This window comes from Acidocella aromatica (assembly GCF_014201825.1).
GTDB classification, from domain to species: Bacteria; Pseudomonadota; Alphaproteobacteria; order Acetobacterales; family Acetobacteraceae; genus Acidocella; species Acidocella aromatica.
This window is the reverse complement of sequence record NZ_JACHFJ010000002.1, coordinates 316,475-342,741: the sequence shown is the minus strand read 5'-3', so window position 1 is coordinate 342,741 and position 26,267 is coordinate 316,475. Positions and strand designations below refer to the sequence as shown.

The following is a 26,267-nucleotide window of genomic DNA, read 5'->3' as shown; positions in this document are numbered from 1 at the left end:
CCCGGACGGTGCTTTTCACGGGACGGCGGATTTGCCATGCTCCGGCGCATCGGGAGAGTGGGTATGGAGATTTTCGACGCAAGCGAGGACGATCTGCCGGGGATCCAGGCGATCTACGCGCATCATGTGCTCAACGGTACGGGATCGTTCGAGGCGGTGCCACCCTCGTTGGAGGAGATGAGAGCGCGGCTTGAGGCGAACCGGGAAGCGGGCTTCGCCTGGCTGGTGGCGCGCGACGCCTCCGGCGTGCTGGGCTATGGCTATTACGGCCCGTTCCGCGACCGCCCCGCCTACCGTTTCACGGTGGAGGACAGTGTTTATGTGCGCGAGGGGCTGCGCGGCCAGGGGGTGGGTAAGGCGATCGTCAGCGCGCTGATCGACCGCGCCCGCGCCGCCGGGTTCAAGCAGATGCTGGCGCTGATCGGGGATTCGGAGAATGTCGCCTCGATCGGTGTGCATGCCAGCACGGGGTTCCAGCAGACCGGCATCATGCGCAAGGTAGGCTGGAAGTTCGACCGCTGGCTGGATGTGGTGGTGATGCAGAAGGGGCTGTAAGGGGGATAATTTTCAAGCCTCTCACGGGGGCAGTTTGGTGCATCCGGTCGCACGTCCCGGAGGCAATCGGAGGACGGAACGCCGTCCATCTGGGGGATGTCTGTTGATACTCATTGTCATCGCCATGGCTGATGTCATTGGTGTTATCTTTTTCGGACACTTGTTCCTGAACAACTTTTCCAGAGGCGCCTTTGCTGTTCCTGGTGACTTTGCATGTTTCCGGGCGGCCGGTAAGCTCGTGGCTACCGAGGTCGGGGGGCATGCCGAAGACATAGCAAAGGTCTGTGAATACACGTATCCACCGCCGTTCCTCTTTTTGGTCCGTCCATTGGCGCTATTGCCCGCGCCTGAGAGCTTCGTGGTTTGGACCGTGGCGGGGCTGACCGCCTTTATATTTGCAGCACGCCGGGTGGGGGTGCCTCTTGCAGCGGTGGCGTTGGCGATGGTCTCTCCTGTCTCCCTATATGGCTTAGCTATTGGTCAGAATGGCTTCTTCACCTCCGCTCTGCTGCTTTTGTCCCTCGGCTGTGTCGAGGCGTCGCCGATTCTTGCAGGATTGGGAGCCGGTGCGCTGATCATCAAACCGCATTTGGCCATGTTGCTGCCGGTCTGTTTTCTAGCCGCCAGAAACTACACGGCTTTCGTGGTTGCCGCTGTTACGGCTGGGGGGATGGGCCTGAGCAGTGTGCTATTCTTCGGTCCTGCTACGTGGGTTTATTTTATCTATCACGAGCTTGCCGTAGCTGGTACGATCATGTCCCGTCCCTGGCCGTTTGGGCAGAGTATCATGGTTTCGCCCTTCGTGGAGGCGCATAGCCTGGGGAGCGATGTCCCCACGGCAATGCTTGTACAGGGGATGGCAACACTGGCTGCAGCGGTGCTGACTTGGCGCTTGTGGCGTCGGCGTTGGACTGGTAACCCTCTCGCCCGGCTGCTCGCTACGCTGGCTTTAGCGTTCCTGTCCGTACCCCATGACTGCATCTACGATTTATCAGCCATGGCCGCCGTTCTTGCCGCATACGGGATGAGAGATCCGCGTTATGGGCTTGAGATCTTTGCAGCGTTCTGTTTGCTCATGGCGGTCTATGCGCTGCTGTCGTTCTTCACTTTCTCAACTGGTGCAATGTTCTTGGTGGTTGTCGCCGCCTATGGCGCTTCAGAAGCCCGGCTCCAGTTTGCCAATAGCACGACCTAAGAGCAACGAAGGAGGGCTGGAAGTTCGACCGCTGCCTCGACGGGGGGATGCAGATGGGGTTGTGAAAAAAGCGTTTTGGAAATTTTTTAGTTTGCTCAGCGCGCCACTGGTTCAGGCGCGCTGAGCAAAGTTCTTGTAAAAAAGCAGCGCTAAAAGCTTTTAATTCTCCAACCCCGCCAGATTCCCCGCCATCGCCGCCTGCAAAATGCGCAGGTAATCGGCCTTGTCGGCCACGCGTGGGTTGTCCGGCGTGTTCGGGTCCAGCACCGCTTCCTCGGCCAGTTCTTTCAGCGCCTCGGGCGTCACTTTCAGCCCTTCCAGCGTGTGCGGAATGTTGAGTGCCGTGCGCAACTCCAGCACCCAGTTGAGGAAGCCGTCGAACCCGTTCTCAATCCCCAGCGCTTGGGCGGCGCGGGCGATCTTCGCTTCCACCACCGGGCGGTTGAAGGCCAGCACATAGGGCATCAGCACGGCGTTGGTTAGGCCGTGATGCGCGTGGAAGCGCGCGCCGATGGGGTGGGAGAGCGAGTGGATCGCGCCCAGCGCCTTCTGGAAGGCGGTGGCGCCCATCGAGGCGGCGGCCAGCATGTTCATTCGCGCCTCGGGGTTCTTCGGCTCGTTCACGGCGGTCAGGAGGTTCTCCTTCACCAGCCGCATGCCCTCCAGCGCGATGCCATCGGCGATCGGGTGGTAGAAGGTGGCGTAATACGCCTCCAGCGAGTGGGCGAGGGCGTCCATGCCGGTCCAGGCGGTGACGAAGGCCGGCAGGCCGTAGGTCAGCTCCGGGTCCAGCACCACGAGGCGCGGGAGCATCTGCGCGTGCAGCAGGATGTATTTACGGCGTTTGGCGGTGTCGATCACCACGGTCGCGCGCCCTACCTCGGAGCCCGTGCCCGCGGTTGTGGGCACGGCGAAGATCGGCGGGAGCGGCGCATCCACCGCCGGGGTAGGCAGGGTGATCTCGAAATCCCAGAGCGGGCGGGAAGTGGAGACGGCGAGTGCGATGGACTTGCCGCAATCCAGCCCCGAACCGCCGCCAACCGCGATCACGGCCTGCGCGCCATGCGCCTTGTAGGCAGCAGCACCCGCGGCCACGTCCTCGGCCAGCGGGTCGGGGTGCAGGTCCTTGAACACCGCCGTGGCGATGCCCGCCTTCTCGAACGATTCAACAATGCCCGTGAAGAAGGGCAGCCCGGCCACGCCAGGATCGGTGACGATCAGTACACGAGCAATCCCGGCACTCCGCACGCGGGCGGGTAGTTCCGCGACGCGCCCCGCGCCAGCCAGAATCTCCGTGGGGATTCGCCAATTACCGCGTAATTCCATGGTAGCTTACATCCTTTCAAAAGACCGGAACCGTTCCCAGTCAGTCACGGCCGCGTTGAACGCGTCCAGTTCCACTTTCGCCATGTTAGTGTAATGTTTCACAACATCGATGCCGAACACCGAATGGGTGAACTCGCTCTCCGCGAACAGCTTGGCGGCATCGGCCAGGGTGTTGGGCACACGCGGCAGGTCGGCGGTGTAGGCGTTGCCGGTGAACAGTGGCACCGGGGCATAATCGCCCTCGATGCCCGCAAGCCCGGCGGCGATCATCGCGGCCAACACCAGATACGGGTTCACATCTCCGCCCGGCAGGCGGTTTTCCACGCGGATGGACTTGCCATGTCCCAGCACACGGAAGGCGCAGGTGCGGTTATCCATGCCCCAAGCCAGTGCCGTGGGGGCAAAACTGCCCAGGGCGAAGCGCTTGTAGGAGTTGATGTTGGGCGCGAAGAACAGCGCGATCTCGGGCGCGTGGCGCAGCAGCCCGGCCATGAACTGCTTGAACAGCTTGGAGGGCGAATGCCCGTCGGCATCGAGGAACACGGCATCGCCCGCCTCGTTGCGCAGCGATAGATGCGTGTGGCAGGAATTGCCCTCCCGCTCGTTGAACTTGGCCATGAAGGTGATGGCCGCATTCTCCTGCGCAGCGATCTCCTTGGCGGCTTCCTTGTAGATGACATGCTTGTCGCAGGTCTCCACCGCTGGGCCGTAGCGGAAATTGATCTCGTGTTGGCCGAGATTGCACTCGCCCTTGGAGTTTTCCACTTGGATTCCGGCGGTCTCCATGGCGTTGCGGATCCGCCGGATGATGGGCTCCACCCGTGCGGTGCCGAGGATCGAGTAGTCGTTATTGTACTGGTTGGCCGGGGTCAGGCCCCGATACGCCTTGTTCCACGCGTCCTCATAGGTGTTACGAAACATGATGAACTCAAGCTCGGTGGCGGCCCAGGCGGTGAGGCCGTGCGCCTTCAGCCGGTTAAGCTGCTGCTTGAGCATGGTCCGCGGCGACATATCCGCGGGTTTGTGGCCCTTCAGCTCGATGTCGCACAGGATGATGGCCGCCCCCGGCTGCCAGGGGGCGAGACGCAGTGTGGAGAGGTCGGGCGCGAAGATGAAATCGCCATAGCCCTTTTCCCAGGAGGTCAGCTCATACCCCGGCACCGTGCCGCATTCGATATCAGTGGCCAGCAGGTAGGAGCAGCCCTCGGCGGCTTCGGAGGTCACGGATTCGAGGAAAAATCTCGGCATCACCCGCTTGCCCTGCAGGCGGCCCTGCATGTCGCAGGCGGCGACGATGACCGTATCAATCTCGCCGCGCTCGGCCATGCCCCTGAGCTCGGGCAATGTCAGATGGGGGGTTGAGACCATGGTTTAGCTCCCAGGTTGTTTTGTCGATTATAATCACAATTTTCTATGCGCAGGAATGGCGGAAGGCCAAGTTTCTCTTGGCGAACCCAATATCAGCGTATAGGCTCCGTCTATAAAAACAATCACGCCAAAAACTAACAAAACACGGCCAATGAAACATAGAGGGGTACTTGATGTCTAACGAGACTGAGAAAGAGGTGTTGGCGGCAGATGCCGCTGCACTGCACAAAATGGGATACGCGCAGGAGCTTTCCCGGCGTATGCATGGCTTTTCGAATTTCGCCGTGTCTTTCTCCATCATCTGCATCCTGGCGGGTGGCATCACTTCCTTTCAGGTCGGCTACAGCACTGGTGGCGCCTTCACCGCCATCATCGGCTGGATCGTCGGTTGTACCTTCGCCCTGATTGTCGGCCTCTCCATGGCCCAGATTGCGTCAGCTTATCCCACGGCGGGCGGCTTGTACCACTGGTCGTCCATCTTGGGTGGGCGTGGCTGGGGCTGGGCCACTGCTTGGTTCAACATGCTGGGGCTCATCTTCGTCATCGCCTCGGTCAATGTCGGCGTTTACAATTTGTTCGTCGGCCTCGTCCTCAATAATATTTTCAACATCAACACGTCCTCCTGGGGCTTTGCGCAGCAGACCATCGCGGTGGTGCTGATCACCGGCGTGCAGGGGCTGCTGAACCATTTTGGCATTCGCACCACCACCAAGCTCATCGACTTCTCGGGCGTGCTGATTTTTGTCATCGCCGTGCTGCTGACCGGCACCATGCTGTATGCTGCACCGCACCTGGATTTTTCGCGCCTGATCACGTTCCACAACTTCTCTGGCGCCCCGGGTGGCGGCATCGTGCCGCAGAGCAGCAGCCCGTATTATTTGTTCCTGCTGGCGCTGCTTTACCCGCTCTACACGGTCACGGGGTTCGACGGTTCGGCCCACACCTCCGAGGAAACGGTCGATGCCCGCCGCAACGTGCCGCGCGGCATCATCAATGCCATCTTCTGGTCGGCGGTGTTCGGTTTGGTGATGGCCTGCTCCTTCGTGCTGGCCATGCCGGACCCGGTTAAGGCCGCGGGTGATGGTGGCAATGTCATCTTCAATCTGCTGGCTGGCCTCGCGGTGCCGACGGCGGTGAAGGACGTGTTGTATGTCGGTATCGTGCTGTCCAACTTTCTCTGCGCGCTGGCCGGTGTCACCTCCACCTCGCGCATGGTCTACGCCTTCGCGCGTGATGGCGGTCTGCCCGGGCACAAATACCTGAAGCAGGTTGATCACAAGCATCGCTCGCCGGTTTATGCCATTTGGGCGGTCGTGGCGGTGTCCATCGCCGCTACGCTGTACTCCCCGGCCTTCGCGGCGCTGGCGGCGGGCTGCGCGATGTTCCTCTACATTTCGTATGCCATGCCGATCATGGCCGGGCTGTTCGCCGAGGGCCGCAGCTGGACGGAGTTCGGGCCGTTCCGCCTGGGCTTTCTGTCCAAGCCGCTGGCTCTGATCAGCACCCTGGGCGGCATCGTCATCATCTACATTGGCACCCGTCCGCCCAATGACATTCTGGACAGCTACTTCATCGGTCTGCTCGCCGTCATCGCGGTGATCTGGTTCGGTGTTGCCCGCACCCGGTTCCCTGGGCCCCCGATCAACGCCACCGAAATCGCCGCCCGCGCGGCCGAGATCGTGGCCGAGGAGCAGGCCCTCAAGGGCGCCCAGGACTGAGCTCCCGCACCTTGCGGCAACTGGAGGGCCCCGGAGTGATCCGGGGCTTTTTTTGCGGGCTGCGTCTTTGCGAGCTATAGGACGGCAAAATGCCCGCTGCTGAAGGAATCGCCATGACCGCTCCCGTCGCCCCTGCTGCTATAGTCTCCGTTGGCGGCGTTGATTTCGGAAACGATCTGCCGATCTCGTTGATTGCCGGGCCTTGCCAGATCGAGAGCGCGGCCCACGCCTTCGAATGCGCCAGCGCGCTGAAGGAGATATGCGCACGCTTAGGTGTGGGCCTTGTGTTCAAGAGTTCCTTCGACAAGGCCAACCGCACTAGCCTTTCCGGTGCGCGAGGGGTGGGGCTGGACGCCTCGCTGAAAATCTTCGCTGACATCAAGAGCCGCCTCGGCCTGCCGGTGCTCACCGACGTGCATGAGCGCGAGCAATGCGCCCCGGTGGCCGAGGTGGTGGACGTGCTGCAAATCCCCGCCTTCCTTTGCCGGCAGACGGACCTGCTGATCGCCGCCGCCGAGACCGGCGCGGTGGTTAACGTGAAGAAGGGGCAGTTTCTTGCTCCGTGGGACATGAAGAACGTGCTCGCCAAGGTCACGCAATCGGGCAATCCGCGCGTGATGGCCACCGAGCGCGGCACCAGCTTTGGCTACAACACCCTGGTTTCCGATTTCCGCGCCCTGCCAATCATGGCCGGATTCGGCTCGCCGGTGATTTTTGATGCCACCCATTCCGTGCAGCAGCCGGGCGGGCTTGGCGGTGCCTCGGGCGGGCAGCGCGAGTTTGTGCCTGTGCTAGCTCGCGCCGCCGTGGCGGTGGGCGTGGCCGGGCTGTTTATCGAGACTCATCCGGACCCTGACAAAGCCCCTTCTGACGGCCCGAATATGATCGCGCTCAAGAATTTCGAGGCGCTGGTTCGCGGGTTGATGGCGTTCGACAAGGTGGCGAAGGGGCAATAAGCCCCGGCCTCGCCTGACTTAATGGCAGGTTGCGGTCTCGCGCATCAGCGCCGGGCGCGGTGCGGGAGCCTCGTGGTCTGGCTCCTCCTGCCGCAACGTTGCGAACTGGTGGAGCAGGCCGCCGGCGCGCTCCTGGTTCCGTGCCTCCGGGCAAATGGCATCAGACCGATGAAAGCGCGGCACGGCCCAGAGCATGAACCCGTGAAAGGTTTTCGTGGTCATAGTCCAACCCCTAAAGTTGTGGCCGGTACTTAACCGGAAACGGACTTGCTTCCTAGTGAAAAGCGGCTCCGAAATGGTTAAAATTCAGCGAGGTACGGAAATAATTTTGCGTGCAGCGCAGCAATGTGACAAAATGTGGAAATTTATTTCTTCGTTTCGGCTGCAACTAACGGTGTTTTTCCGGCGGCTCTCCTGCGCTCCAATGTCCGGTCTGGTTAGAGTTTCTGACAACCTAAAGATGAGTCCGTAATGTGGTGAAACCGGTGCGGCCCCTTCGGGAAGGTCTTGCCAGGACATATGGGCAGTCCGCCCCCCTCCTGCTATGAGGCCAGCCCATGACTGAATTTTCGCAAATCGCCTCGATGACGGGGTTCGCCCGCGCCCAAGGTGAGCTGAACGGCACTGCCTGGGTGTGGGAGCTGCGCAGCGTGAACGGGCGTGGACTGGACGTGAAGCTGCGCCTGCCTTCTGGGCTGGAGGCGCTGGAATTCCCCCTGCGTGACCTCGCAGCCAAGCGGCTGAAGCGCGGTAATGTTTCCGGCACGCTCACGCTCAAGCGCGAGCAGGCTGTGTCCATCGTGCCGGATATGGTGGCGCTGGAGCGGATCAAGGAACTGGCGATCGAGCTGGCGGACAACATCCCCGGCGCACTGCCGCCGCGGGCCGAGTTGCTGCTGGGCCTGCCGGGGGTGATGCGCAGCACTGGGGCGCAGGATGAGAGCGAGGAGGAGCGCGTCGCCCTGCATGACGCGGTGCGCACCGGCTTTGTCCAGGCGCTGGAGGGGCTGGCGGAGTCCCGCGCTGCCGAAGGCCGCAAGCTGGCCGAGATCGTCGGCGCCAATTTACACGAGATTGCCCTGTTGCACGAGGCTGCCGGGCTGGAAGCCGCCAAGCAGCCGGAGTTGCACCGCGCCAAGCTGGCCACGCAGCTGGCTGAGCTGATCGGCGGCACGCCGAATCTGCCGGAAGAACGCATTGCCCAGGAAATTGCCTTGCTGGCCACCAAGTCCGACGTGCGCGAGGAGCTGGACCGTTTGGCCGCGCATATCGAGGCTGCGCGCGCCTTGCTGAAGGAAGGCGTGGCTGTGGGCCGCAAGCTGGACTTCCTGATGCAGGAGTTCAACCGCGAGGCGAACACGCTCTGCAGCAAATCGGCCTCGGTGCCGCTCACCAATATTGGCCTCGCGCTGAAAGCCGCCATCGAGCAGCTGCGCGAGCAGGTGCAGAACATTGAGTAGGCGCGGCCTCTGTTTGGTGCTGGCCGCGCCCTCGGGGGCGGGCAAGACCACCCTTTCGCGCCTGCTGCTGGAGCAGGACGATGAGCTGAACCTCTCGGTGAGCGTGACCACCCGCGCGCGCCGCCTCGGCGAGAAGGAAGGTAAGCACTACCATTTCATCACCCAGGAGCGGTTCGATGAAATGGTGGAGGCGAACGAACTTCTGGAATATGCCCGCGTGTTCGGCCGCTCCTACGGCACGCCCCGGGCCCCGGTGGAAGGGGCGTTGACCATGGGGCAGGACGTGATGTTCGACATCGACTGGCAGGGCTTCCGCCAGCTTCGCGCCTCCATGGGCGGGGATGTGGTGGGCGTGTTCATCAAGCCGCCCTCGCTGGAGGTGCTGCGCCACCGCCTGACCAAGCGCGGCGACACGCCCGAGCAGGTGGAAGCCCGCATGGAACACGCCGAGGCTGAAATCTCTCATGCCGGGGAGTTCGACTATATCGTGGAGAACCATGACCTCGACGTGGCCCTGGCCGATCTGCGCGCCATCCTGCGCGCCTGCCGGCTGGAGACTAAGCGGCAGCTCTAAAGGTCATGGCGCGGGCGATTTGTAAAACCGCCCGCGCCATGCTACAAATGGGCGAGAATGCAGGATATTTTTTCCCATATTTTCAACGCCTTGCAAGGCGCCGCGCTGGCCGATGTCCAGCGTTGGGCGAGTCTCTGATCTGACATGACCGATATTACTGAAGACCCCGGCGCGGAGCCGCTGCTGCCGCGTGGCCAGGAGCCTGTTTCCATCGAGCATGAGATGCGTAAATCCTATCTGGATTACGCCATGTCCGTCATCGTCAGCCGCGCTCTGCCGGATGCGCGGGACGGGCTGAAGCCTGTGCACCGCCGCATTCTGTACGCCATGAACGAGGCGGGCAACACGCCGGACAAGCCTTACCGCAAATCCGCGCGCATGACCGGTGACGTGATGGGTGCCTACCATCCGCATGGCGACAGCGCGATCTACCTTGCCGCCGTGCGTATGGCGCAGGACTTCTCGATGCGCCTGCCGCTTATCGACGGCCAGGGCAATTTCGGCTCCATCGATGGCGATATGCCCGCCGCCATGCGTTATACCGAGATGCGGCTGGCCCCCTCGGCCATGCTGCTGCTCGCCGACATCGACAAGGACACCGTCGATTTCCAGCCGAACTACGATGAAAGCGAGCAGGAGCCGCGCGTTCTCCCGGCAGCCTTCCCGAACCTGCTGATCAACGGCTCCAACGGCATCGCCGTGGGCATGGCGACCAACATCCCGCCGCATAACCCGACGGAAATCCTGGACGCCGTTCTGGCGATGATCGCCGAACCGGACATCTCGCTGGAAGAGCTGATGAAGATCGTCCCCGGCCCGGATTTCCCGACCTCGGGTATCATTCTCGGCCGCTCCGGCATCCGTTCCGCCTTCGAGACTGGGCGCGGTTCCATCATCCTGCGCGCCCGCGCCACCATCGAGGAAATCCGCAAGGACCGCGATGCGATCGTGGTCACGGAAATCCCGTATCAGGTCAATAAATCCACGCTGCTGGAGCGCATCGCCGAGCTGGTGCGCGCCAAGGAGATCGAGGGCATCGCCGACCTGCGCGATGAGTCCGACCGCGAGGGCATGCGGATCGTCATCGAGCTGAAGCGCGACGCCACCGGCGAGGTGGTGCTGAACCAGCTCTATCGTATGACCAATCTGCAAAGCAGCTTCGGCATCAACATGCTGGCGCTGGACAAGGGCAAACCCCGGCAGATGGGGCTGAAGGAGTTGCTCGGCCTGTTCATCGAGTTCCGCGAGGAGGTGATCCTCCGCCGTGCGCGCTTCGACCTGAACAAAGCCCGCGATCGCGCGCATCTGTTGATCGGCCTTGGCATCGCCGTCGCCAATATCGACGACGTCATCAAGATCATCCGCTCCAGCCCGGATTCCAACACCGCCCGCGCCGCGCTTATGGCGCGCGAGTGGCCGGCGGAAAACGTGTTGTCGCTGCTGGCGCTGATCGACGATGTTGGCAATTCTGTTTCCGAGCACAACACCATCCACCTTACGGATGCGCAGGCGCGCGGTATTCTGGAACTGCGCCTTGCCCGCCTCACGGGGCTGGAGCGTGACAAGATCCAGTCGGAGCTTTCGGAAGTTGCCGAGAAGATCAAGGAATATCTCGCCATTATTGTCTCGCGCATCCGCCGCCTGGAAGTGATGCGCGATGAGATTCTGGCCGCACGTGAGAAGATTTCGTCTCCGCGTAAATCCTCCATCGAGGATGTGGACGCCGATCTCGACGACGAGAGCCTGATCGAGCCGGGCCAGATGGTCATCACCCTGACGCGTGACGGCTTCATCAAGCGCACGCCGCTCGATGTCTTCCGCGCCCAGAATCGCGGCGGGCGCGGGCGCTCCGCCGCGGGCACGCGTGGCGATGATATCGTCACGCGCAGCTTCAACGCCCATACCCACCAATTCGTGCTGTTCTTCTCCTCGGGAGGCAAGGTCTTCCGCGAGAAGGTCTGGCGCCTGCCGGAAGGCGGCGCCACGGGCAAGGGCAGGGCGCTTGTCAATCTGCTGCCCGAGCTGGGCGGCGACCAGATCACCACCGTGCTGCCGCTGCCGCAGGATGAAACCCTATGGGAGAATCTGCACCTCGTCTTCGCCACCTCCAGCGGCAATGTACGCCGTAACCGGCTGGCGGATTTCAAGAACGTCCGCGCCTCGGGGCTGATCGCCATGAAGCTGGACGAGGGAGACCATCTGGTCGGCGTCGCCACCTGCCGCGACGGCGACGACGTGTTCCTGGCCACCAAGCTTGGCCGCTGCATCCGCTTCCAGATCACCGACGATAATTTACGGGTGTTCTCGGGCCGCGACTCCACCGGCGTTCGCGGCATCAGGCTTGGTGCGGGGGATGAGGTGATGAGCCTCTCAGTGTTGCGCCATGTCGAAGCCAGCGTGGAGGAGCGTGCCGCGTTCATGAAGCAGCGCAACGCCACCACGGGCGAGGAGGGCGAAGCCTCGACCGAGGCCGAGGAGAGCGTGGCCGATGTCGCCCTCTCCGATGAGCGGATCAAGGAGTTGGCCGAGGCGGAGGAAATTCTGCTTACCGTCACCGATTCGGGCTTCGGCAAGCGCTCTTCCGCTTACGAATACCGTGTCACCGGGCGAGGCGGACAGGGCATCGCCAACATCACGCTCAACGCCAAGCGCAACGGCACCGCCGTGGCGGCCAGCTTCGCGGTGCGTCAGGGTGACGACATCATGCTCGTCACCGATGGCGGGCGGTTGATCCGCGTGCCGGTGGACCAAGTGCGCATCACGGGCCGCGCCTCAATGGGAGTGACCCTGTTCCGCCTGGATGAGGACGAGCGCGTGACCAGCGTGTTCCCGGTGTTGGAACAGGAGCAGGAGGGTGAAGATGGCTGAGCGTATCGCGCTTTATCCCGGCACGTTCGACCCGATTACCAACGGGCATGTCGACATCATCAGCCGCGCCGCCAAGCTGGTGGATAAGCTGGTGATCGGCGTCGCGGTGAATGTTGGCAAAGGGCCGCTCTTCAGCCTGGAGGAGCGCGTCGCGCTGGTCGAAGCCGAGGTGCGGCCCATCGCCGAGCGCGCTGGCATCGAGCTTGCAGTCCGCCCGTTCTCGACGCTGCTGATCGCCTTCGCGCGTGAGGTGGGGGCGCAGATGATCGTGCGAGGCCTGCGCGTCGTTACCGATTTCGACTATGAATTCCAAATGACTGGGATGAATTACCGGCTCGATTCCAGTATCGAGACCGTATTCCTGATGGCGAGCGAAACGCACCAGTTCATTTCCTCCCGGTTCGTGAAGGATGTCGCCGCCTTCGGGGGGGATATCTCCAGCTTCGTGCCGAAGCTGACAGCCCAGAAAACCATGGCGAAACTGAAAGGTGAAGCATGATCCAGCGCCGCACACTTCTCACCGCCGCAGCCGCAATTCCTCTTTCAACCGGAGTTTCCATGAGCGAAGCGCAAGCCGACACCCCCGTCTCCAACACGCTGAAGATGACGCTGAAATACGGCGACGTCACGATTCAGCTCCGCCCGGATCTGGCTCCCCAGGCCTCCGAGCGCCTGCGTACTCTCGCGGGTCAGGGCTTCTACGATGGCTGCAAGTTCTTCCGCGTCATCGCAGGCTTCATGGCGCAGACCGGCGACCCGACCAACACCGGCATGGGCGGCTCCAAGCTCCCCAACCTGCCCGCCGAGTTCACGCAGGATGCCAGCTTCCTCACCGGCACGGTGGGCATGGCCCGTACATCGGACCCCGACTCGGCCAACTCGCAGTTCTTCATCTGCTTCGCCCCGTCCACCTTCCTCGATGGCCAGTACACCATCGTCGGCCAGGTGACCGCCGGGATCGACGCCGTGCAGCAGATTAAGAAGGGCACCGGCTCGAACGGCCAGGTCCAGGATCCGGATTCCATCATCAAGATGGTGGTTGTTTAATCCGCTAGGCTTGACTTTGGGGGGAGAAAAATGGTTCTTGCCCCCACCACAAGGGTGTCCTCGCGGCACCCTTTTTAAACGCTTCCGAGCCTGTAGCTCAGTGGTAGAGCATCCGACTTTTAATCGGACGGCCGTGGGTTCGACCCCCACCGGGCTCACCAAGCTTTCAACCTCACCGTGATTTTCCCTATGTTCGCACAGCCTGCGGAAAGTGCTATGTCTATGGCATGGAGCGGGGCAAAATCGGCATTATCACGGGTCTGACCGCAGAGGCGCGCTGGCTGCGCGAGGCGGGCTTCATGGTCCAGGCTGGCGGCGGTACGCCTTTGGGTGCCGAGCGCGCGGCGCAGGCGCTGGCGAGGGAAGGGGCCCAGGGGCTTGTAAGCTTTGGGCTGGCTGGTGGGCTGAAGCCAGGCCTCAGCCCGGGCAGTATCCTTGTTCCTCCAGCGGTCATCGAGGGTACCAGGACCTATATCTGCGATTTTGCGCTCATGGAGTTCCTGGGCGGCTCCACCGGCACGTCCATACTGGCGGGGCAGAAGATCGCCGCCACGGCGCATGACAAGGCGTTGCTGTACCGCCGCAGCCATCCGGCGGCCATCGACCTCGAATCGGGCGCTGTCGGTCGAGTCGCGGCCGAGAAGGGGTTGCCCTTTGCGGTACTGCGTGCAGTAACCGACCCGGCCGAGCTGGACCTGCCGCCCGCCGCCATGGTGGCGCTGAAGGATAATGGCAGCGTGGATCTGGTTAAGGTGCTGCTGTCCGTACTGAAGCAGCCCAAACAGGTTCCGGGGCTGATTGCCTTGGGGCGCGATGCCAAGGCCGCCCGCGCGGCCCTGATCGCCCGGGTAAAGACGCTGCCGCCCCGCACGTTTTAAAAGGTCTAAAAGTTTCTTTGATAGCTTTTTGAAAAAACTGCACCAAAAATTTCCGCAAAAAAGGGGGCGTTAGCCCCCTTTTTCATTACTCAGCCGGCAGGGCTGCGTTTTTCTTCGCCTGGATCTCAGCCATCTTGGTCTCGACATGGCGGGAGAACACGTTGAAATCCGCCTTGCGGGCTTTATCCAGCGGGATGTCCTTGGCCATGGCGCCCTCGGTCTTAATCCCGCGGAGCGCCACCTGGGCGATCTTCCAGGGATGCTTCACCGAATCCATCACGGCGGTGGCCTCGAAACCCGAATGCACCATGCAGTCGGCGCATTTTTCATAATTGCCGACACCGTACTTATCCCAGTCGGTGGTCTCCATCAGCTCCTTGAAGCTCTTGGCGTAACCTTCGCCGAGCAGGTAGCAAGGGCGCTGCCAGCCGAACACGTTGCGCGTGGGGTTGCCCCAGGGCGTGCAGGCATAGGTCTGGTTACCGGCCAGGAAGTCCAGGAACAGCGGGCTCTGCGTGAACTTCCACTTCTTGCCGCGCTTCGCGCTCTCCTTGCCGCGGTGGAAGATGGCGCGGAACAGCTCCTTGGTGCGGGTGCGGTTGAGGAAGTGCTGCTGGTCCGGTGCGCGCTCATAGGCGTAGCCGGGAGAGGTCATCACGCCCTCGATGTCGAGATCGGCCACCGAATCGAAGAACGCGGCCACGCGGTCCGGGTCGGCGCCGTCGAACAGCGTGCAGTTGATGCTGGTGCGGAAGCCCTTGGACTTGGAGAGCTTGATGGCGGCCACGGCGCGCTCATACACGCCTTCCTGGTCCACGGCGCGGTCGTGCATCTCCTTGTCGCCGTCCAGGTGGATGTCCCAGCAGAAATTCTTGTGCGGCTTGTACTGGTCGATCTTCTTTTCCAGTAGCAGCGCGTTGGTGCACAGAATCACGAACTTGCCCATCTTCAGATAGGCGTCCACGATCTGCGGCATCTCCTTGTGCAGCAGCGGCTCGCCACCGGCGATGGCGATGATCGGCGCCGGGCATTCCTCAGCGGCCTTGATCGCGTCCTCGACCGAGATGCGCTGGTTCAGGATCTCATTGGGATAGTCGATCTTGCCGCAGCCCTGGCAGGCTAGGTTGCAGCGGAACAGCGGCTCCAGCATCAGCACCAGCGGGTAACGCTTATTGCCCGAGAGATGCTGCTTGAGGACATAGGCGCCCACACGGAGCGCCTGGTTCAACGGTACACCCATATTAATACAGCCCCGTCCTTAATTTTATAGGCTGGCCACTTCGGCCGGCAGTTTGAATTTAACGTCTTCCGGCGTGCCCGCCAGCAACTCCACTTTCACGTTGCCGAAGCGCTTCAGCCCCTCGATCACGCCCTGCACCAGCACTTCCGGGGCGGAGGCGCCGGCGGTCAGGCCCACGGTGGTCACGCCGCTGAACCATTCGGGCTGCAGGGCGGAGGCGTCGTCGATGAGATAGGCGGGGTGGCCCAGCTCGGCGCCGATCTCGCGCAGGCGGTTGGAATTGGAGGAATTCTTGCTGCCCACCACGAGGATGATGTCCACCAGCTCGGCCAGATGGTGCACCGCCTCCTGGCGGTTCTGGGTGGCGTAGCAGATATCCTTCACATCCGGGCCGGTGATGTGGGGAAAGCGGGTCTTGAGCGCCGCGATAATACCGCGCGTATCGTCCACCGAGAGGGTGGTCTGGGTGATGTAGGCCAGCTTTTCCGGGTCCTTCACCTCCAGCGTCTCGGCATCCTCGACCGTCTGGACGAGATACACGGTGCCGTCGATTTGGCCGATCGTCCCCTCAACCTCCGCATGTCCGGCATGCCCGATCAGCACGAGTTCCCGGTCCTGGGAGGCGTAGCGGCGGCCCTCGGCGTGTACCTTGGCGACCAGCGGGCAGGTGGCGTCGATCACCGGCAAGGAGCGGTCAGCCGCGGCCTGGACGACCTTGCGGGCCACGCCATGGGCCGAGAACACGGTCCAGGCGCCTTCCGGCACCTCGTCCAGCTCGTCCACGAACACGGCGCCACGGGCGCGCAGATCTTCCACCACATGGCGGTTATGCACAATTTCATGGCGTACATAGATGGGCGGGCCAAACTTGGTCAGGGCGCGCTCCACAATGTCGATCGCCCGTTCCACGCCGGCGCAGAAACCGCGGGGCTGGGCGAGGATCACTCGTATCGTCTTAGTGGTCTGTGAACCGTCCATATCGTCCGTCCTGTTGCCTGTTGGTCACGCCGCGTGGCTTTATCATGCCCTGCAATAGGTCATTGCTTCCATAATCCGCAAGGTTGGGATTAAGAAGAACTTTCATACTCGGCGGTTTACGCAGGGGTGCATGGCTGGCTTTTCTGCCCGGGGGCCCTTATGTCTCCGAAAATTTCGGAGTAACAGACGCTCCGCCTGAAAAGGCAGTCTGGGATATTAGGTTAGAGCGAAGGACGAAACCATAATGCGGATACAAGAGGCGCGGCTTACTGGGGGAACTCACTGATGCCGCCGCGGACACCGCTTCTCGACAGGGTTAAGATTCCCGCCGACCTGCGTAATTTCTCTGCCGACCAGCTGAAGCAGCTGGCCGATGAGCTGCGTGCCGAGACCATCGACACAGTCTCCACCACCGGCGGCCATCTCGGCTCCTCGCTCGGCGTGGTCGAGCTGACGGTCGCCATCCACGCGGTTTTCGACACCCCGCGCGACCGGCTGATCTGGGACGTCGGCCACCAGTGCTACCCGCACAAGATCCTCACTGGTCGGCGCGACCGCATCCGCACCCTGCGCCAACCGGGCGGGCTCTCGGGCTTCACCCGCCGTTCTGAGAGCGAGTACGACCCGTTCGGAGCCGCCCATTCCTCCACTTCCATCTCGGCCGGGCTCGGCATGGCCGTGGCTAGTGAGCTGAAGCACGAGGACCCGGCGCGCAACGTTATCGCCGTGATCGGCGATGGCTCGATGTCCGCCGGCATGGCCTACGAGGCGATGAACAACGCGGGCGCGATGAAGTCCCGCCTGATCGTCATCCTCAACGATAACGACATGTCCATCGCCCCGCCCGTGGGCGCGATGAGCGCGTATCTCTCCAAGCTGATCTCCTCGCGCAGCTTCCTCAGCCTGCGGGATTTCGCGGCCAAGATGGCCAAGCGCTTCCCCCGCCAGCTGGAGCGCACCGCCCGCCGCGCCGAGGAATATGCCCGCGGCATCCTCACTGGCGGCACGCTGTTCGAGGAACTGGGCTTCTATTATGTCGGCCCCATCGACGGCCACAACCTTGAGCATCTGCTGCCCGTTCTGCGCAACCTGCGCGACTCGGACACCGCCGAACCTGTGCTGCTGCATGTCGTCACCCAGAAGGGCAAGGGCTACGCTCCAGCCGAGGCTGCGGCTGACAAGTACCATGGGGTGCAGAAGTTCAACGTCGTTACCGGCGAGCAAAAGAAGGCCCCGCCCGGCCCGCCGACCTATACCAACGTGTTTGCCAAGGCGCTGATCGCCGAGGCGGAGGCGAACCCAAACATTGTGGCGGTCACCGCCGCCATGTCTCCTGGTACGGGGCTCGACAAGTTCGAGAAGCAATTCCCGAATCGCATGTTCGATGTCGGTATCGCCGAGCAGCACGCCGTGACCTTTGCCGCCGGTATGGCGACCGAAGGGCTGGCCCCGTTCTGCGCCATCTACTCCACCTTCCTGCAGCGCGGTTACGACCAGCTGGTGCATGACGTGGTGCTGCAGAACCTGCCGGTCCGCTTTGCCATGGACCGTGCCGGTCTGGTCGGTGCCGACGGCGCGACCCATGCCGGTGCCTATGACCTCTGCTTCCTCGGCCCGATGCCCAACATGGTCATCATGGCCCCGTCGGATGAGGCCGAGCTGATGCACGCCGTGGCCACCGCCGCCGCCATCGACGACCGGCCCTCCGCCTTCCGCTACCCGCGTGGCGAGGGCGTGGGCGTGGAGCTGCCGACGCGCGGCACGGTGTGGGAGATCGGCAAGGGCCGCATCCTGCGCGAGGGCGGCAAGGTCGCCATCCTGGCACTGGGCCCGCGTCTGGCCGATGCGCTGACCGCCGCCGATGAGCTGGCGGCCCGCGGCTATCCCTGCACCGTGGCCGATGCCCGTTTCATGAAGCCGCTGGACACCGCGCTGCTCGACCAGCTCGCCCGCCATCACGAGGTGCTGATCACAATCGAGGACGGCGCGGCTGGTGGCTTCGGCGCCGCCGTGGCGCATCATCTGGCCTGGACCAGCGCCTTCGATAAGGGGCTGAAGTTCCGTCCGATGACCCTGCCGGACCGGCTGATCGACCACAACACCCCCGTGGCGCAGCTTATCGACGCCGGGCTGACCGCCACACATATCGTGACCCACGCCCTGCTGGCGCTTGGTGGCGAAACTTTGCACGACGCCATCGCAATTCCGGCACAGTGACCCTTTATAAGGGTCACATTCAACCATCTTTGAACGAGGGTCACATGAAATCGTCTCTCAAGGCTTCGTTGCTGGCTCTGGCCGTGTGCATGGGGTCGGCGGCCTTTGCCGCCACCACACCGGAGGCAGCGCCCGCCGTGGCGCTGGATAACGGGTTGCTCGCGACCATGAAGGCGGCCTCCGCCGGCAAGGACGTGCAGTCCCGTTACGATGCGCTGGCCCCGGTGGTCCGCCAGACCTATAACCTGCCGGAAGTGGCCAAGAACTCGGTCGGCTTCCTGTGGTCCACCCTCCCGGCTTCCCAGCAGCAGGAGCTGAACCAGCTCTTCGAGCAGTTCACCATCTACAGCTACGTCGCCCAGTTCAAGGATTATGGCGGGCAGAGCTTCAAGGTGCTACCGGATGAGAAGGCACTCGGCGCGAAGAAGATCGTCGAGACCCAACTCCTTCCCGGCGATGGCGGCGATGCGGTCGAGCTGGATTACGTGATGGAGAACGGTCCCGCCGGCTGGCAGATCACGGATGTGCTGCTCAACGGCACGATCAGCCAAGTCGCGGTCCATGCCTCCGACTTCGCCTCGCTGGTCAGTTCCGGCGACGCCTCGAAGCTGATCGAGGCGCTCAAGGGCAAGATCGCCGCGCTTCAATCCCTGGCAGCGTCGAAGTAAGGCCAGCCGGTTTCAGCGTGCAAATCCTGTCTGTCTTCACCAGCCTGTGCGCCTTTGTGGGCGTGGCACAGCAGTTCATCGGCACGCGGCTGATCGAGCGTCTGGCCACGGCCCCGGCATCCGTGCCCGCTTCGCGCCCGGCTGTCTCGGTGCTCAAGCCGCTCTGCGGCGTGGACCCTCTGACCGAGCTGGCGCTGGAGTCCTTCTTCCTGATCGACTACCCGGACTACCAGCTCGTGTTTGGGGTGCAGAACGAGACTGACCCGGTGCGGGACGTGCTCGCCCGCTTGCGCGCGCGCTATCCCGAGCGGGACGTGGCGGTGGTCGTGGACGCCGCCCTGCACGGCAGCAACCGCAAGGTCTCCAACCTCATTAACATGCTGCCCGAAGCCAAGCACGAGGTGCTGGTGATCTCGGATGCCGATATCCACGTGCCGGTCTATTTTCTGGATCGCGTGGTGGCGGAAATGGCGAAGCCCAATGTCGGGCTGGTCACCACGCTCTATACCGGCCTGCCGGGCACGTCCGCTCTGGCTTCGCTGCTTGGTGCCTGCCAGATCAACTATACCTTCCTCCCTGGCGCGCTGCTGGCCCGTAAGCTTGGGCGGCAGGATTGTCTGGGCGTGACCATGGCCCTTACCAAGACCGTGCTCGCCGAGATCGGCGGGCTGGAGGCGGTGGCCAATAACCTTGCCGACGATCAGGTGCTCGGCCGCCTTGTGCTGGCCCGTGGCTACAAGCTGGGGCTCGCCCAGGTGATCCCGGCCACCACCGTGCCGGAAGATGATTTCAACTCGTTGCTCCGGCACGAGCTGCGCTGGGCGCGTACCATCCGGGCGCTGGTGCCACTGCCTTATGCGGCGTCCATCCTGCAATTATCGCTGCTCTGGGCTGCGCTAACCGTGCTCTTCGCCGGCGGGGCGCTCTGGTCCTGGGCGCTGTTCGCACTGATTCTAACCGCCCGCTATGCCGCCTCGCGCAAAATAGACGCGGCGCTGCGCCTGCCGAAATCCGGCGCCGCGTGGCTTTTACTGTTGCGCGAACTCTATTCCACCATCATTTATGTCGCCAGCTTCACTGGCAGCCAGGTCGACTGGCGTGGTCAGGTGATGCACGCCGATGCCGGCAAAGTGGCGCACCGCTGAGAGAGAAGAGATGACGAAACTGAAAACACTGTTCCTGCAACCTCCCTCCTTCGACGGTTTCGATGGCGGCGCCGGCTCTCGCTATCAGGCGCGCCGCGAGATCAAATCCTTCTGGTTCCCCACTTGGCTGGCCCAGCCCGCAGCGCTGCTGCCGGATTCGACGCTGATCGACGCCCCGCCCGCCAAGCTGACCATGGCGGACGTGCTGCCGCACGCCAAGACGCATGATCTGCTGATCATCCACACCTCCACCCCCTCCTTCGGCAACGATGTGAAGGTGGCGGAAGAGTTCAAGAAGCTGAACCCGAATCTGCTGATCGGCTTCATCGGCGCTAAGGTGGCCGTGCAGCCCGTCGAGTCGCTCGAGCGCGCCAAGGTGCTGGATTTCGTCTGCGGCAATGAGTTCGACTTCACGATTAAGGAAATCGCCGAAGGCGCCTCCCTGCGCGACGTGAAGGGCATCTGGTGGCGCGACACCACCGGCGAGATCATCAAGAACGAAGACCGCCCGCTGCTGATGAACATGGACGAGCTGCCCTTCGTGGTGGACGTCTACAAGAAGCATCTGCGCATCGAGGATTACTTCATCGGTTACCTCAAGCATCCGTACATCTCGGTTTACACCGGCCGCGGCTGCAAGTCGCACTGCACCTTCTGCCTGTGGCCGCAAACGGTGGGTGGGCACAAGTACCGTACCCGCTCGGTGGAGAACGTGATCGCCGAAATCAAGCGCGCCAAGGAACTCTTCCCGCAGGTGAAGGAGTTCATGTTTGACGACGACACCTTCACCGACGATCTGCCCCGCGCCGAGGCCATCGCCAAGGAGCTCGGCAAGCTCGGCGTCACCTGGTCCTGCAACGCCAAGGCCAACGTGCCCTACGAGACGCTGAAGGTGTTGAAGGCTAACGGCCTGCGCCTGCTGCTGGTGGGCTACGAGTCCGGCAACCAGCAGATCCTGCACAACATCAAGAAGGGCATGCGCATCGAGGTGGCGAAGAAGTTCACCGCCGACTGCCATAAGCTGGGGATCATGATCCACGGCACCTTCATCGTCGGCCTGCCGGGCGAGACTCGCGAGACGCTGAAGGAGACCATCGCCTTCGCCAAGGAGATCAACCCGCACACCATTCAGGTGTCGCTGGCTGCTCCGTATCCCGGCACCTTCCTGTACAACCAGGCGGTGAAGGAAGGCTGGCTGGACGTGGAGCATGCCGAGCTGATCGACGAGCATGGCGTGCAGATCGCCCCGCTGCACTACCCGCATCTCTCCCACCAGGAGATTTTCGACGCGGTGGAGGAGATCTACCGTCAGTTCTACTTCCGCCCCTCGAAGATTCTCTCCATTCTTAAAGAGATGGCGCTCTCGCCGCAGATGCTGGTGCGCCGCCTGCGCGAGGGCCTGGAGTTCAAGGCGTTCCTCAAGGAACGCCACGCCACTAAGGCGGTCGCCTGAACAAACAAAAAGCCCCGGTGAAAACCGGGGCTTTTTTTCGGCCTAGTAGTTCGCCCAGAGCCCTGGCGTGGCCAGTTCCACCGAATGGCCGTCGGGGTCGCGCAGATACAGGCTGACGCCGCCCAGCTTCCAGGTCACCCGGCTTTCCACTGCTATGCCGAGCGTGGCCAGATGCGCCTCCCAGCCCTCCAGCGCCGCTTTGGGAATGGCGAAGCACAGATGCTGGCAGCCCGAGCTGCCATGGGCAGGCACATGACCGCCGGGCGTATCGCCGCCCGCATCCGTGGTACCATGCAGGAACAGCAGCAGCACGCCTTGCGCCGGTACGCGCAGCGCCACCATGCGGTGATCGCGGTAAAGGGGCTCGAACCCAAAGACCTGCCGGTAGAATCCCTCCGCCCGGTCCAGCTCCGCCACGTAGAGCGACGTTTCCAGAATATGGGTGAGGAGGGGCGTAGCCACGGCCTCAGCCTTGCAGCGAGGCCATGTCGATACAGAAGCGGTACTTCACGTCGCTCTTCAGCATCCGCTCATAGGCTTCGTTGATGTACTGGATCGGGATGATCTCGACTTCCGAGGTGATGTTATGCTGCCCGCAGAAATCCAGCATCTCCTGCGTCTCCTTGATGCCGCCGATCAGCGAGCCGGAAAAGTTCAGCCGCTTGAACAGCAGGGGGAACACGTTGATGGGCATCGGCTTATCCGGTGCGCCGACCTGCACCATGGTGCCTTCGCGCTTGAGCAGCCCGAAATAAGGCGTCAGGTCATGCGCGGCGGCCACGGTGTCGATAATCAGGTCGAAGCTGTTGGCGTGCTTCGCCATCTGCTCCGCATCCTTGGACAGCACGACATCATCTGCCCCCAGCGCCTTGCCGTCATTCACCTTGCTGGCCGAGGTGGTGAAGAGAATCGTCTCGGCCCCCAGCGCATGGGAGAGCTTCACGCCCATATGCCCGAGTCCGCCCAGCCCGATGATGCCTACCTTCTTGCCGGGTCCGGCTCCCCAATGGCGCAGCGGTGAGTAGGTGGTGATGCCCGCGCACAGCAAAGGTGCGGCGGCGGCCGGGTCCAGGTTTTCGGGGATTCGCAGCACGAAATCCTGGTCCACCACGATCTTGTCGGCATAGCCGCCCTTGGTCGGCTCGCCGGTCTGCTTCTCCACGCCGCCATAGGTGCCGGTGAAGCCGGGTTCGCAATACTGCTCAAGCCCTTCCTGGCAGGAGGGGCAGGTGCGGCACGAATCGACGAGACAGCCCACGCCGACGAGCTCGCCCACCTTATATTTAGTCACCTGCGCGCCAACGCTCTTCACCCGGCCCACAATCTCGTGCCCAGGCACGGCGGGGTAGGTGCCATTGCCCCATTCATTACGGACGAAATGCAAATCCGAATGGCACACACCGCAATAAAGAATCTCGATTTCCACATCGCTCAGCCCGACATCGCGGCGGGTGAAATTGAGCGGGGCGAGGGGGGATTGAGCATCGGGGGCGGCAAAGCCGGTACATGTCAGCACGTGCGTCTCCTTGAGTGTCGAGGCGGATATCGGCCCATAGCCGGGTATTTCAACCGCACCGCAGCATATTTCTTTTTAGGAATACTTTATTCTTCATGGTTGACGGGTCTACTGGGCGCAGGTAACATCAACTCAAGTTTAAAGGAGTTTACACAGACAATGTGTGGCATTGCCGGACTATTCCTGAAAAATCATTCCCTGGAGACGGAACTTGGCCGCCTTACCGCCGGCATGCTTTCGGTGTTGACAGATCGCGGCCCGGACTCTGCTGGTTTCGCAATCTACGGTGCGGGAAACCCGGGGCATCTTAAATTCACCCTGCGTGCATCTGCGGGTTTTGACTTCTTTGCTCTGCCGGCGAAGTTCGATCTGAGCTGCACAGAGCATGACGATCACGCCGTAATCTCCTTCCCCGCCGAGCGCGAGGCCGAGATCCGCGAGGTTCTGGCTCGTCATCCCGAGATTTCCATTGTCTCCACCGGTGCGCGCATGGAGCTGTTCAAGGGCGTCGGCCTGCCGGACGATGTGTCCAAGCGCTTCGGCCTGCACAAGATGTCTGGCAGCCACGCCATCGGCCATACCCGCATGGCGACTGAATCGGCGGTGACGACGCAAGGCGCACATCCGTTCTCAACTGGCACCGATCAGTGCCTCGTGCATAACGGCTCGCTTTCCAATCATAATGCTGTGCGCCGCGTCCTGGCGCGCGAGGGTATCAAGTTCGACACCCAGAACGACACGGAAGTGGCTGCCGGCTTCGTCGCCTACCAGCTGCGCGAGGGCAAGAAGCTCGACGAGGCGCTGCACGCGGCGCTGGAAAACCTCGATGGCTTCTACACCTTCGTCGTCGGCACCGAGACCGGCTTTGGCGTGCTGCGCGACCCCGTGGCCTGCAAGCCCGCCGTGATGGCCGAAACCGCCGATTACGTGGCCTTCGGCTCGGAATACCGCGCCCTGGCCGATCTGCCGGGCATCGAGAACGCGCATATCTTCGAACCCGAACCCGCCAAAGTCTATTTCTGGGAGCGCGCCGCGTGAGCGCCGCACAAAAAACCATGGAACACACTGTGAGTTTCGATCTCGGCGCGGCCCCGCTGCGCGAGCTCAACGCCACCCTGCAAGGGCTGGACTCCACCACCAACCAGACCGCCTGGAGCGTGCTCAACCCCCGTGGCGGCCACGCCATCGCGGTGGGCCTCACCGCCCCGGTGACCGTCACCATCGAAGGCCATGCCGGTTATTACTGCGCCGGGATGAATGACGGCGCGACCGTCATCGTCAATGGCAGCGCCGGCACCGGTGTCGCCGAGAACATGATGTCCGGCCTCGTGCATGTGAAGGGCGATGTCAGCCAGTCCGCGGGGGCCACCGCGCATGGCGGCCTGCTCATCGTCGATGGCAACGCCTCCGCCCGCTGCGGCATCTCCATGAAGGGCGTGAACATCGTGGTGAAGGGCAATGTCGGCCATATGAGCGCGTTCATGGCGCAGAGCGGCAATCTGGTGATCTGCGGCGATGCCGGCGAGGCGCTGGGCGACTCCCTCTACGAGGCGCGGCTTTTCGTGAAGGGCAGCGTCAAGAGCCTGGGCGCGGATTGCGAGGTCAAGGAAATGTCCGCCGAGGACAAGACGATCCTGGTGGACCTGCTCGCCAAGGCGGGCGTCGATGCCAAGCCGGAAGAATTCACCCGCTACGGCTCGGCCCGCAAGCTCTACAACTTCCATGTCGACAATGCCGGGGCCTACTAAAATGAACGAGACGCACCTCCCGCATATCCCGCAGACCAAGCCGCGCTACTCCGCGACCTTCGATCCGTACACCATCTCCGAGATCGAGCGCGCGGCCGCCACCGGCATCTATGACATCCGTGGCGGCGGCACCAAGCGCAAGCTGCCGCATTTCGACGACCTCGTGTTCCTCGGCGCCTCCGTCTCCCGCTACCCGCTGGAAGGCTACCGCGAGAAATGCGGCACCGATGTCGTGCTCGGCACCCGCTTCGCCAAGAAGCCGATCCATCTGAAGACCCCGGTGACCATCGCGGGCATGTCCTTCGGCGCGCTCTCCGGCAACGCCAAGGAGGCCCTGGGCCGCGGCGCCACCGCCGTCGGCACCTCCACCACCACGGGCGATGGCGGCATGACCCCCGAGGAGCGCGGCCACTCCCAGACGCTGGTGTACCAGTACCTGCCGTCCCGCTACGGCATGAACCTCGCCGATCTGCGCAAGGCGGACGCCATCGAGGTGGTGATCGGCCAGGGTGCGAAGCCCGGCGGCGGCGGCATGCTGCTGGGGCAGAAGATCTCCGACCGCGTGGCCCAGATGCGCAACCTGCCGAAAGGCATCGACCAGCGCTCCGCCTGCCGCCACCCGGACTGGACCGGCCCGGACGATCTCGAGATCAAGATCCTCGAGCTGCGCGAGCTGACCAACTGGGAGAAGCCGATCTACGTGAAGGTCGGTGCGACCCGCCCCTATTACGACACCGCCCTGGCGGTGAAGGCCGGGGCCGACGTGGTGGTGCTGGACGGCATGCAGGGCGGCACCGCCGCCACGCAGGAAGTCTTCATCGAGCATGTGGGCATCCCCATCCTCGCCGCCATCCGCCCCGCCGTGCAGGCGCTGCAGGATCTCGGCCTGCACCGCAAGGTTCAGCTCATCGTCTCCGGCGGCATCCGCAATGGCGCGGACGTTGCCAAGGCCATGGCCCTGGGCGCTGACGCGGTCGCCATCGGCACCGCCGCCCTCATCGCGCTGGGCGATAACTCGCCCGAGTTCGAGGACGAGTACCGCAAGCTTGGCACCACCGCCGGCGCGTATGACGACTGGCACGAGGGCAAGGACCCCGCCGGCATCACCACGCAGGACCCGGCGCTGGCCGCGAGGCTCGATCCGGTGAAGGCCGGGCGACGCTTGGCCAACTACCTCAGCGTGCTGACGCTGGAGGCGCAGACCCTGGCTCGTGCCTGCGGCAAGAGCCATCTGCACAATCTCGAACCGGAAGATCTGGTGGCGCTGACCATCGAGGCGGCCGCCATGGCGCAAGTGCCGCTGGCGGGCACCAGCTGGATCCCGGGCAAGAACTTCTAATAAGGGGCTGAATAAAAC

General features: G+C 62.9%; 24 protein-coding genes and 1 tRNA gene. 18 read left to right on the top strand and 7 right to left on the bottom strand.

Annotated features, from left to right (window positions below; genetic code table 11):
- Positions 1 to 63 precede the first annotated feature (63 nt).
- Positions 64 to 555, top strand: a complete 492-nt coding sequence (locus tag HNP71_RS04215; RefSeq protein WP_183265612.1) for a GNAT family N-acetyltransferase — start codon at positions 64 to 66, stop codon at positions 553 to 555.
- A gap of 103 nt (positions 556 to 658) precedes the next feature.
- A complete protein-coding gene (locus tag HNP71_RS04210) occupies positions 659 to 1,750 on the top strand; it encodes a glycosyltransferase family 87 protein (RefSeq protein ID WP_183265611.1) in 1,092 nt (363 codons plus the stop codon).
- Positions 1,751 to 1,909: 159 nt separating this feature from the next.
- Here HNP71_RS04210 and HNP71_RS04205 read toward each other — a convergent pair whose 3' ends face one another.
- Together HNP71_RS04205 and HNP71_RS04200 are read right to left on the bottom strand one after the other, a co-directional pair.
- Positions 1,910 to 3,076, bottom strand: a complete 1,167-nt coding sequence (locus HNP71_RS04205; protein ID WP_183265610.1) for an iron-containing alcohol dehydrogenase — start codon at positions 3,074 to 3,076, stop codon at positions 1,910 to 1,912.
- Positions 3,077 to 3,082: 6 nt separating this feature from the next.
- Positions 3,083 to 4,444 carry a glutamine synthetase family protein gene (locus tag HNP71_RS04200; RefSeq protein ID WP_183265609.1) on the bottom strand — a complete coding sequence of 454 codons (1,362 nt, stop codon included), beginning with the start codon at positions 4,442 to 4,444 and terminating at the stop codon, positions 3,083 to 3,085.
- 173 nt (positions 4,445 to 4,617) lie between these two features.
- On the opposite strand from HNP71_RS04200, the gene HNP71_RS04195 reads away from it, so the two are divergent.
- Positions 4,618 to 6,162, top strand: coding sequence for an amino acid permease (locus HNP71_RS04195; RefSeq protein WP_183265608.1), 1,545 nt, complete (start codon positions 4,618 to 4,620; stop codon positions 6,160 to 6,162).
- Positions 6,163 to 6,275: 113 nt separating this feature from the next.
- Positions 6,276 to 7,118 (top strand): 3-deoxy-8-phosphooctulonate synthase, encoded by an 843-nt coding sequence (kdsA, locus tag HNP71_RS04190; RefSeq protein ID WP_183265607.1) that lies wholly within the window; start codon positions 6,276 to 6,278, stop codon positions 7,116 to 7,118.
- An 18-nt stretch (positions 7,119 to 7,136) separates the two neighbouring features.
- On the opposite strand, the gene HNP71_RS04185 is transcribed toward kdsA, so the two are convergent.
- Complete coding sequence (locus HNP71_RS04185; RefSeq protein ID WP_183265606.1) at positions 7,137 to 7,340, bottom strand: hypothetical protein; 204 nt, start codon at positions 7,338 to 7,340, stop codon at positions 7,137 to 7,139.
- 335 nt (positions 7,341 to 7,675) lie between these two features.
- Here HNP71_RS04185 and HNP71_RS04180 point away from each other — a divergent pair, with 335 nt between their 5' ends.
- The 7 genes from HNP71_RS04180 (at position 7,676) to HNP71_RS04150 (ending at position 13,945) form a co-directional block, all read left to right on the top strand.
- On the top strand, positions 7,676 to 8,578 hold the full coding sequence (locus tag HNP71_RS04180; protein WP_183265605.1) for a YicC/YloC family endoribonuclease: 903 nt from the start codon (positions 7,676 to 7,678) through the stop codon (positions 8,576 to 8,578).
- Positions 8,571 to 9,152, top strand: coding sequence for a guanylate kinase (gene gmk, locus HNP71_RS04175; RefSeq protein WP_183265604.1), 582 nt, complete (start codon positions 8,571 to 8,573; stop codon positions 9,150 to 9,152). The genes HNP71_RS04180 and gmk overlap by 8 nt, the downstream gene beginning before the upstream one ends.
- 144 nt (positions 9,153 to 9,296) lie before the next feature.
- Entirely contained in the window at positions 9,297 to 12,020 is a 2,724-nt protein-coding gene (gene gyrA / locus HNP71_RS04170) for a DNA gyrase subunit A (RefSeq protein WP_183265603.1), read from the top strand.
- A complete protein-coding gene (gene coaD, locus HNP71_RS04165) occupies positions 12,013 to 12,519 on the top strand; it encodes a pantetheine-phosphate adenylyltransferase (protein ID WP_183265602.1) in 507 nt (168 codons plus the stop codon). Before gyrA ends, coaD begins: the two co-directional genes overlap by 8 nt.
- Positions 12,520 to 12,578: 59 nt before the next feature.
- The gene (locus tag HNP71_RS04160) at positions 12,579 to 13,067 is read left to right on the top strand and encodes a peptidylprolyl isomerase (protein WP_246344051.1); all 489 of its coding nucleotides are present in this window, start codon (positions 12,579 to 12,581) and stop codon (positions 13,065 to 13,067) included.
- An 86-nt stretch (positions 13,068 to 13,153) separates the two neighbouring features.
- A tRNA-Lys gene (locus tag HNP71_RS04155) sits at positions 13,154 to 13,228 on the top strand.
- A gap of 66 nt (positions 13,229 to 13,294) precedes the next feature.
- Positions 13,295 to 13,945 (top strand): nucleoside phosphorylase-I family protein, encoded by a 651-nt coding sequence (locus HNP71_RS04150; protein ID WP_183265600.1) that lies wholly within the window; start codon positions 13,295 to 13,297, stop codon positions 13,943 to 13,945.
- An 85-nt stretch (positions 13,946 to 14,030) separates the two neighbouring features.
- Here the strand turns inward: HNP71_RS04150 and hpnH are convergent, their stop codons facing one another.
- Positions 14,031 to 15,185, bottom strand: a complete 1,155-nt coding sequence (hpnH, locus tag HNP71_RS04145; RefSeq protein ID WP_183265599.1) for an adenosyl-hopene transferase HpnH — start codon at positions 15,183 to 15,185, stop codon at positions 14,031 to 14,033.
- A gap of 24 nt (positions 15,186 to 15,209) precedes the next feature.
- On the bottom strand, positions 15,210 to 16,163 hold the full coding sequence (gene ispH, locus HNP71_RS04140; protein ID WP_183265598.1) for a 4-hydroxy-3-methylbut-2-enyl diphosphate reductase: 954 nt from the start codon (positions 16,161 to 16,163) through the stop codon (positions 15,210 to 15,212).
- A 285-nt stretch (positions 16,164 to 16,448) separates the two neighbouring features.
- Between ispH and dxs the strand changes: the two genes are divergently transcribed.
- Genes dxs through hpnJ form a run of 4 tightly spaced genes read left to right on the top strand, consistent with a single transcriptional unit; the run spans position 16,449 to position 21,646 of the window.
- Positions 16,449 to 18,380 (top strand): 1-deoxy-D-xylulose-5-phosphate synthase, encoded by a 1,932-nt coding sequence (gene dxs, locus HNP71_RS04135; protein WP_183265597.1) that lies wholly within the window; start codon positions 16,449 to 16,451, stop codon positions 18,378 to 18,380.
- Positions 18,381 to 18,424: 44 nt separating this feature from the next.
- Positions 18,425 to 19,048, top strand: a complete 624-nt coding sequence (locus tag HNP71_RS04130; protein ID WP_183265596.1) for an ABC transporter substrate-binding protein — start codon at positions 18,425 to 18,427, stop codon at positions 19,046 to 19,048.
- Positions 19,049 to 19,065: 17 nt separating this feature from the next.
- Complete coding sequence (gene hpnI, locus HNP71_RS04125; RefSeq protein WP_183265595.1) at positions 19,066 to 20,193, top strand: bacteriohopanetetrol glucosamine biosynthesis glycosyltransferase HpnI; 1,128 nt, start codon at positions 19,066 to 19,068, stop codon at positions 20,191 to 20,193.
- A gap of 10 nt (positions 20,194 to 20,203) precedes the next feature.
- Positions 20,204 to 21,646, top strand: coding sequence for a hopanoid biosynthesis associated radical SAM protein HpnJ (gene hpnJ, locus HNP71_RS04120; RefSeq protein WP_183265594.1), 1,443 nt, complete (start codon positions 20,204 to 20,206; stop codon positions 21,644 to 21,646).
- A gap of 42 nt (positions 21,647 to 21,688) precedes the next feature.
- On the opposite strand, the gene HNP71_RS04115 is transcribed toward hpnJ, so the two are convergent.
- The gene (locus HNP71_RS04115) at positions 21,689 to 22,108 is read right to left on the bottom strand and encodes a VOC family protein (protein ID WP_343062203.1); all 420 of its coding nucleotides are present in this window, start codon (positions 22,106 to 22,108) and stop codon (positions 21,689 to 21,691) included.
- Positions 22,109 to 22,112: 4 nt separating this feature from the next.
- Positions 22,113 to 23,162, bottom strand: a complete 1,050-nt coding sequence (locus HNP71_RS04110; RefSeq protein ID WP_183265593.1) for an alcohol dehydrogenase catalytic domain-containing protein — start codon at positions 23,160 to 23,162, stop codon at positions 22,113 to 22,115.
- A gap of 159 nt (positions 23,163 to 23,321) precedes the next feature.
- Between HNP71_RS04110 and HNP71_RS04105 the strand changes: the two genes are divergently transcribed.
- From HNP71_RS04105 to HNP71_RS04095, 3 genes are read left to right on the top strand one after another with little or no spacing between them, the layout of a single operon-like run.
- Positions 23,322 to 24,200 (top strand): class II glutamine amidotransferase, encoded by an 879-nt coding sequence (locus tag HNP71_RS04105; RefSeq protein ID WP_183265592.1) that lies wholly within the window; start codon positions 23,322 to 23,324, stop codon positions 24,198 to 24,200.
- A 29-nt stretch (positions 24,201 to 24,229) separates the two neighbouring features.
- Complete coding sequence (locus tag HNP71_RS04100) at positions 24,230 to 24,910, top strand: GltB/FmdC/FwdC-like GXGXG domain-containing protein (protein WP_343062202.1); 681 nt, start codon at positions 24,230 to 24,232, stop codon at positions 24,908 to 24,910.
- Position 24,911: 1 nt separating this feature from the next.
- The gene (locus HNP71_RS04095) at positions 24,912 to 26,249 is read left to right on the top strand and encodes an FMN-binding glutamate synthase family protein (RefSeq protein WP_183265591.1); all 1,338 of its coding nucleotides are present in this window, start codon (positions 24,912 to 24,914) and stop codon (positions 26,247 to 26,249) included.
- Positions 26,250 to 26,267 lie beyond the last annotated feature (18 nt).

What these genes read in the sequence shown, in the direction of transcription:
- HNP71_RS04215 (WP_183265612.1), top strand. Translation starts at nt 64, where the DNA reads ATGGAGATTTTCGACGCAAGCGAGGACGATCTGCCGGGGATCCAGGCG.
- HNP71_RS04205 (WP_183265610.1), bottom strand. Translation starts at nt 3,076, where the DNA reads ATGGAATTACGCGGTAATTGGCGAATCCCCACGGAGATTCTGGCTGGC.
- HNP71_RS04200 (WP_183265609.1), bottom strand. Translation starts at nt 4,444, where the DNA reads ATGGTCTCAACCCCCCATCTGACATTGCCCGAGCTCAGGGGCATGGCC.
- HNP71_RS04195 (WP_183265608.1), top strand. Translation starts at nt 4,618, where the DNA reads ATGTCTAACGAGACTGAGAAAGAGGTGTTGGCGGCAGATGCCGCTGCA.
- kdsA (WP_183265607.1), top strand. Translation starts at nt 6,276, where the DNA reads ATGACCGCTCCCGTCGCCCCTGCTGCTATAGTCTCCGTTGGCGGCGTT.
- HNP71_RS04185 (WP_183265606.1), bottom strand. Translation starts at nt 7,340, where the DNA reads ATGACCACGAAAACCTTTCACGGGTTCATGCTCTGGGCCGTGCCGCGC.
- HNP71_RS04180 (WP_183265605.1), top strand. Translation starts at nt 7,676, where the DNA reads ATGACTGAATTTTCGCAAATCGCCTCGATGACGGGGTTCGCCCGCGCC.
- gyrA (WP_183265603.1), top strand. Translation starts at nt 9,297, where the DNA reads ATGACCGATATTACTGAAGACCCCGGCGCGGAGCCGCTGCTGCCGCGT.
- coaD (WP_183265602.1), top strand. Translation starts at nt 12,013, where the DNA reads ATGGCTGAGCGTATCGCGCTTTATCCCGGCACGTTCGACCCGATTACC.
- HNP71_RS04160 (WP_246344051.1), top strand. Translation starts at nt 12,579, where the DNA reads ATGAGCGAAGCGCAAGCCGACACCCCCGTCTCCAACACGCTGAAGATG.
- HNP71_RS04150 (WP_183265600.1), top strand. Translation starts at nt 13,295, where the DNA reads ATGGAGCGGGGCAAAATCGGCATTATCACGGGTCTGACCGCAGAGGCG.
- hpnH (WP_183265599.1), bottom strand. Translation starts at nt 15,185, where the DNA reads ATGGGTGTACCGTTGAACCAGGCGCTCCGTGTGGGCGCCTATGTCCTC.
- ispH (WP_183265598.1), bottom strand. Translation starts at nt 16,163, where the DNA reads ATGGACGGTTCACAGACCACTAAGACGATACGAGTGATCCTCGCCCAG.
- dxs (WP_183265597.1), top strand. Translation starts at nt 16,449, where the DNA reads ATGCCGCCGCGGACACCGCTTCTCGACAGGGTTAAGATTCCCGCCGAC.
- HNP71_RS04130 (WP_183265596.1), top strand. Translation starts at nt 18,425, where the DNA reads ATGAAATCGTCTCTCAAGGCTTCGTTGCTGGCTCTGGCCGTGTGCATG.
- hpnJ (WP_183265594.1), top strand. Translation starts at nt 20,204, where the DNA reads ATGACGAAACTGAAAACACTGTTCCTGCAACCTCCCTCCTTCGACGGT.
- HNP71_RS04105 (WP_183265592.1), top strand. Translation starts at nt 23,322, where the DNA reads ATGTGTGGCATTGCCGGACTATTCCTGAAAAATCATTCCCTGGAGACG.
- HNP71_RS04095 (WP_183265591.1), top strand. Translation starts at nt 24,912, where the DNA reads ATGAACGAGACGCACCTCCCGCATATCCCGCAGACCAAGCCGCGCTAC.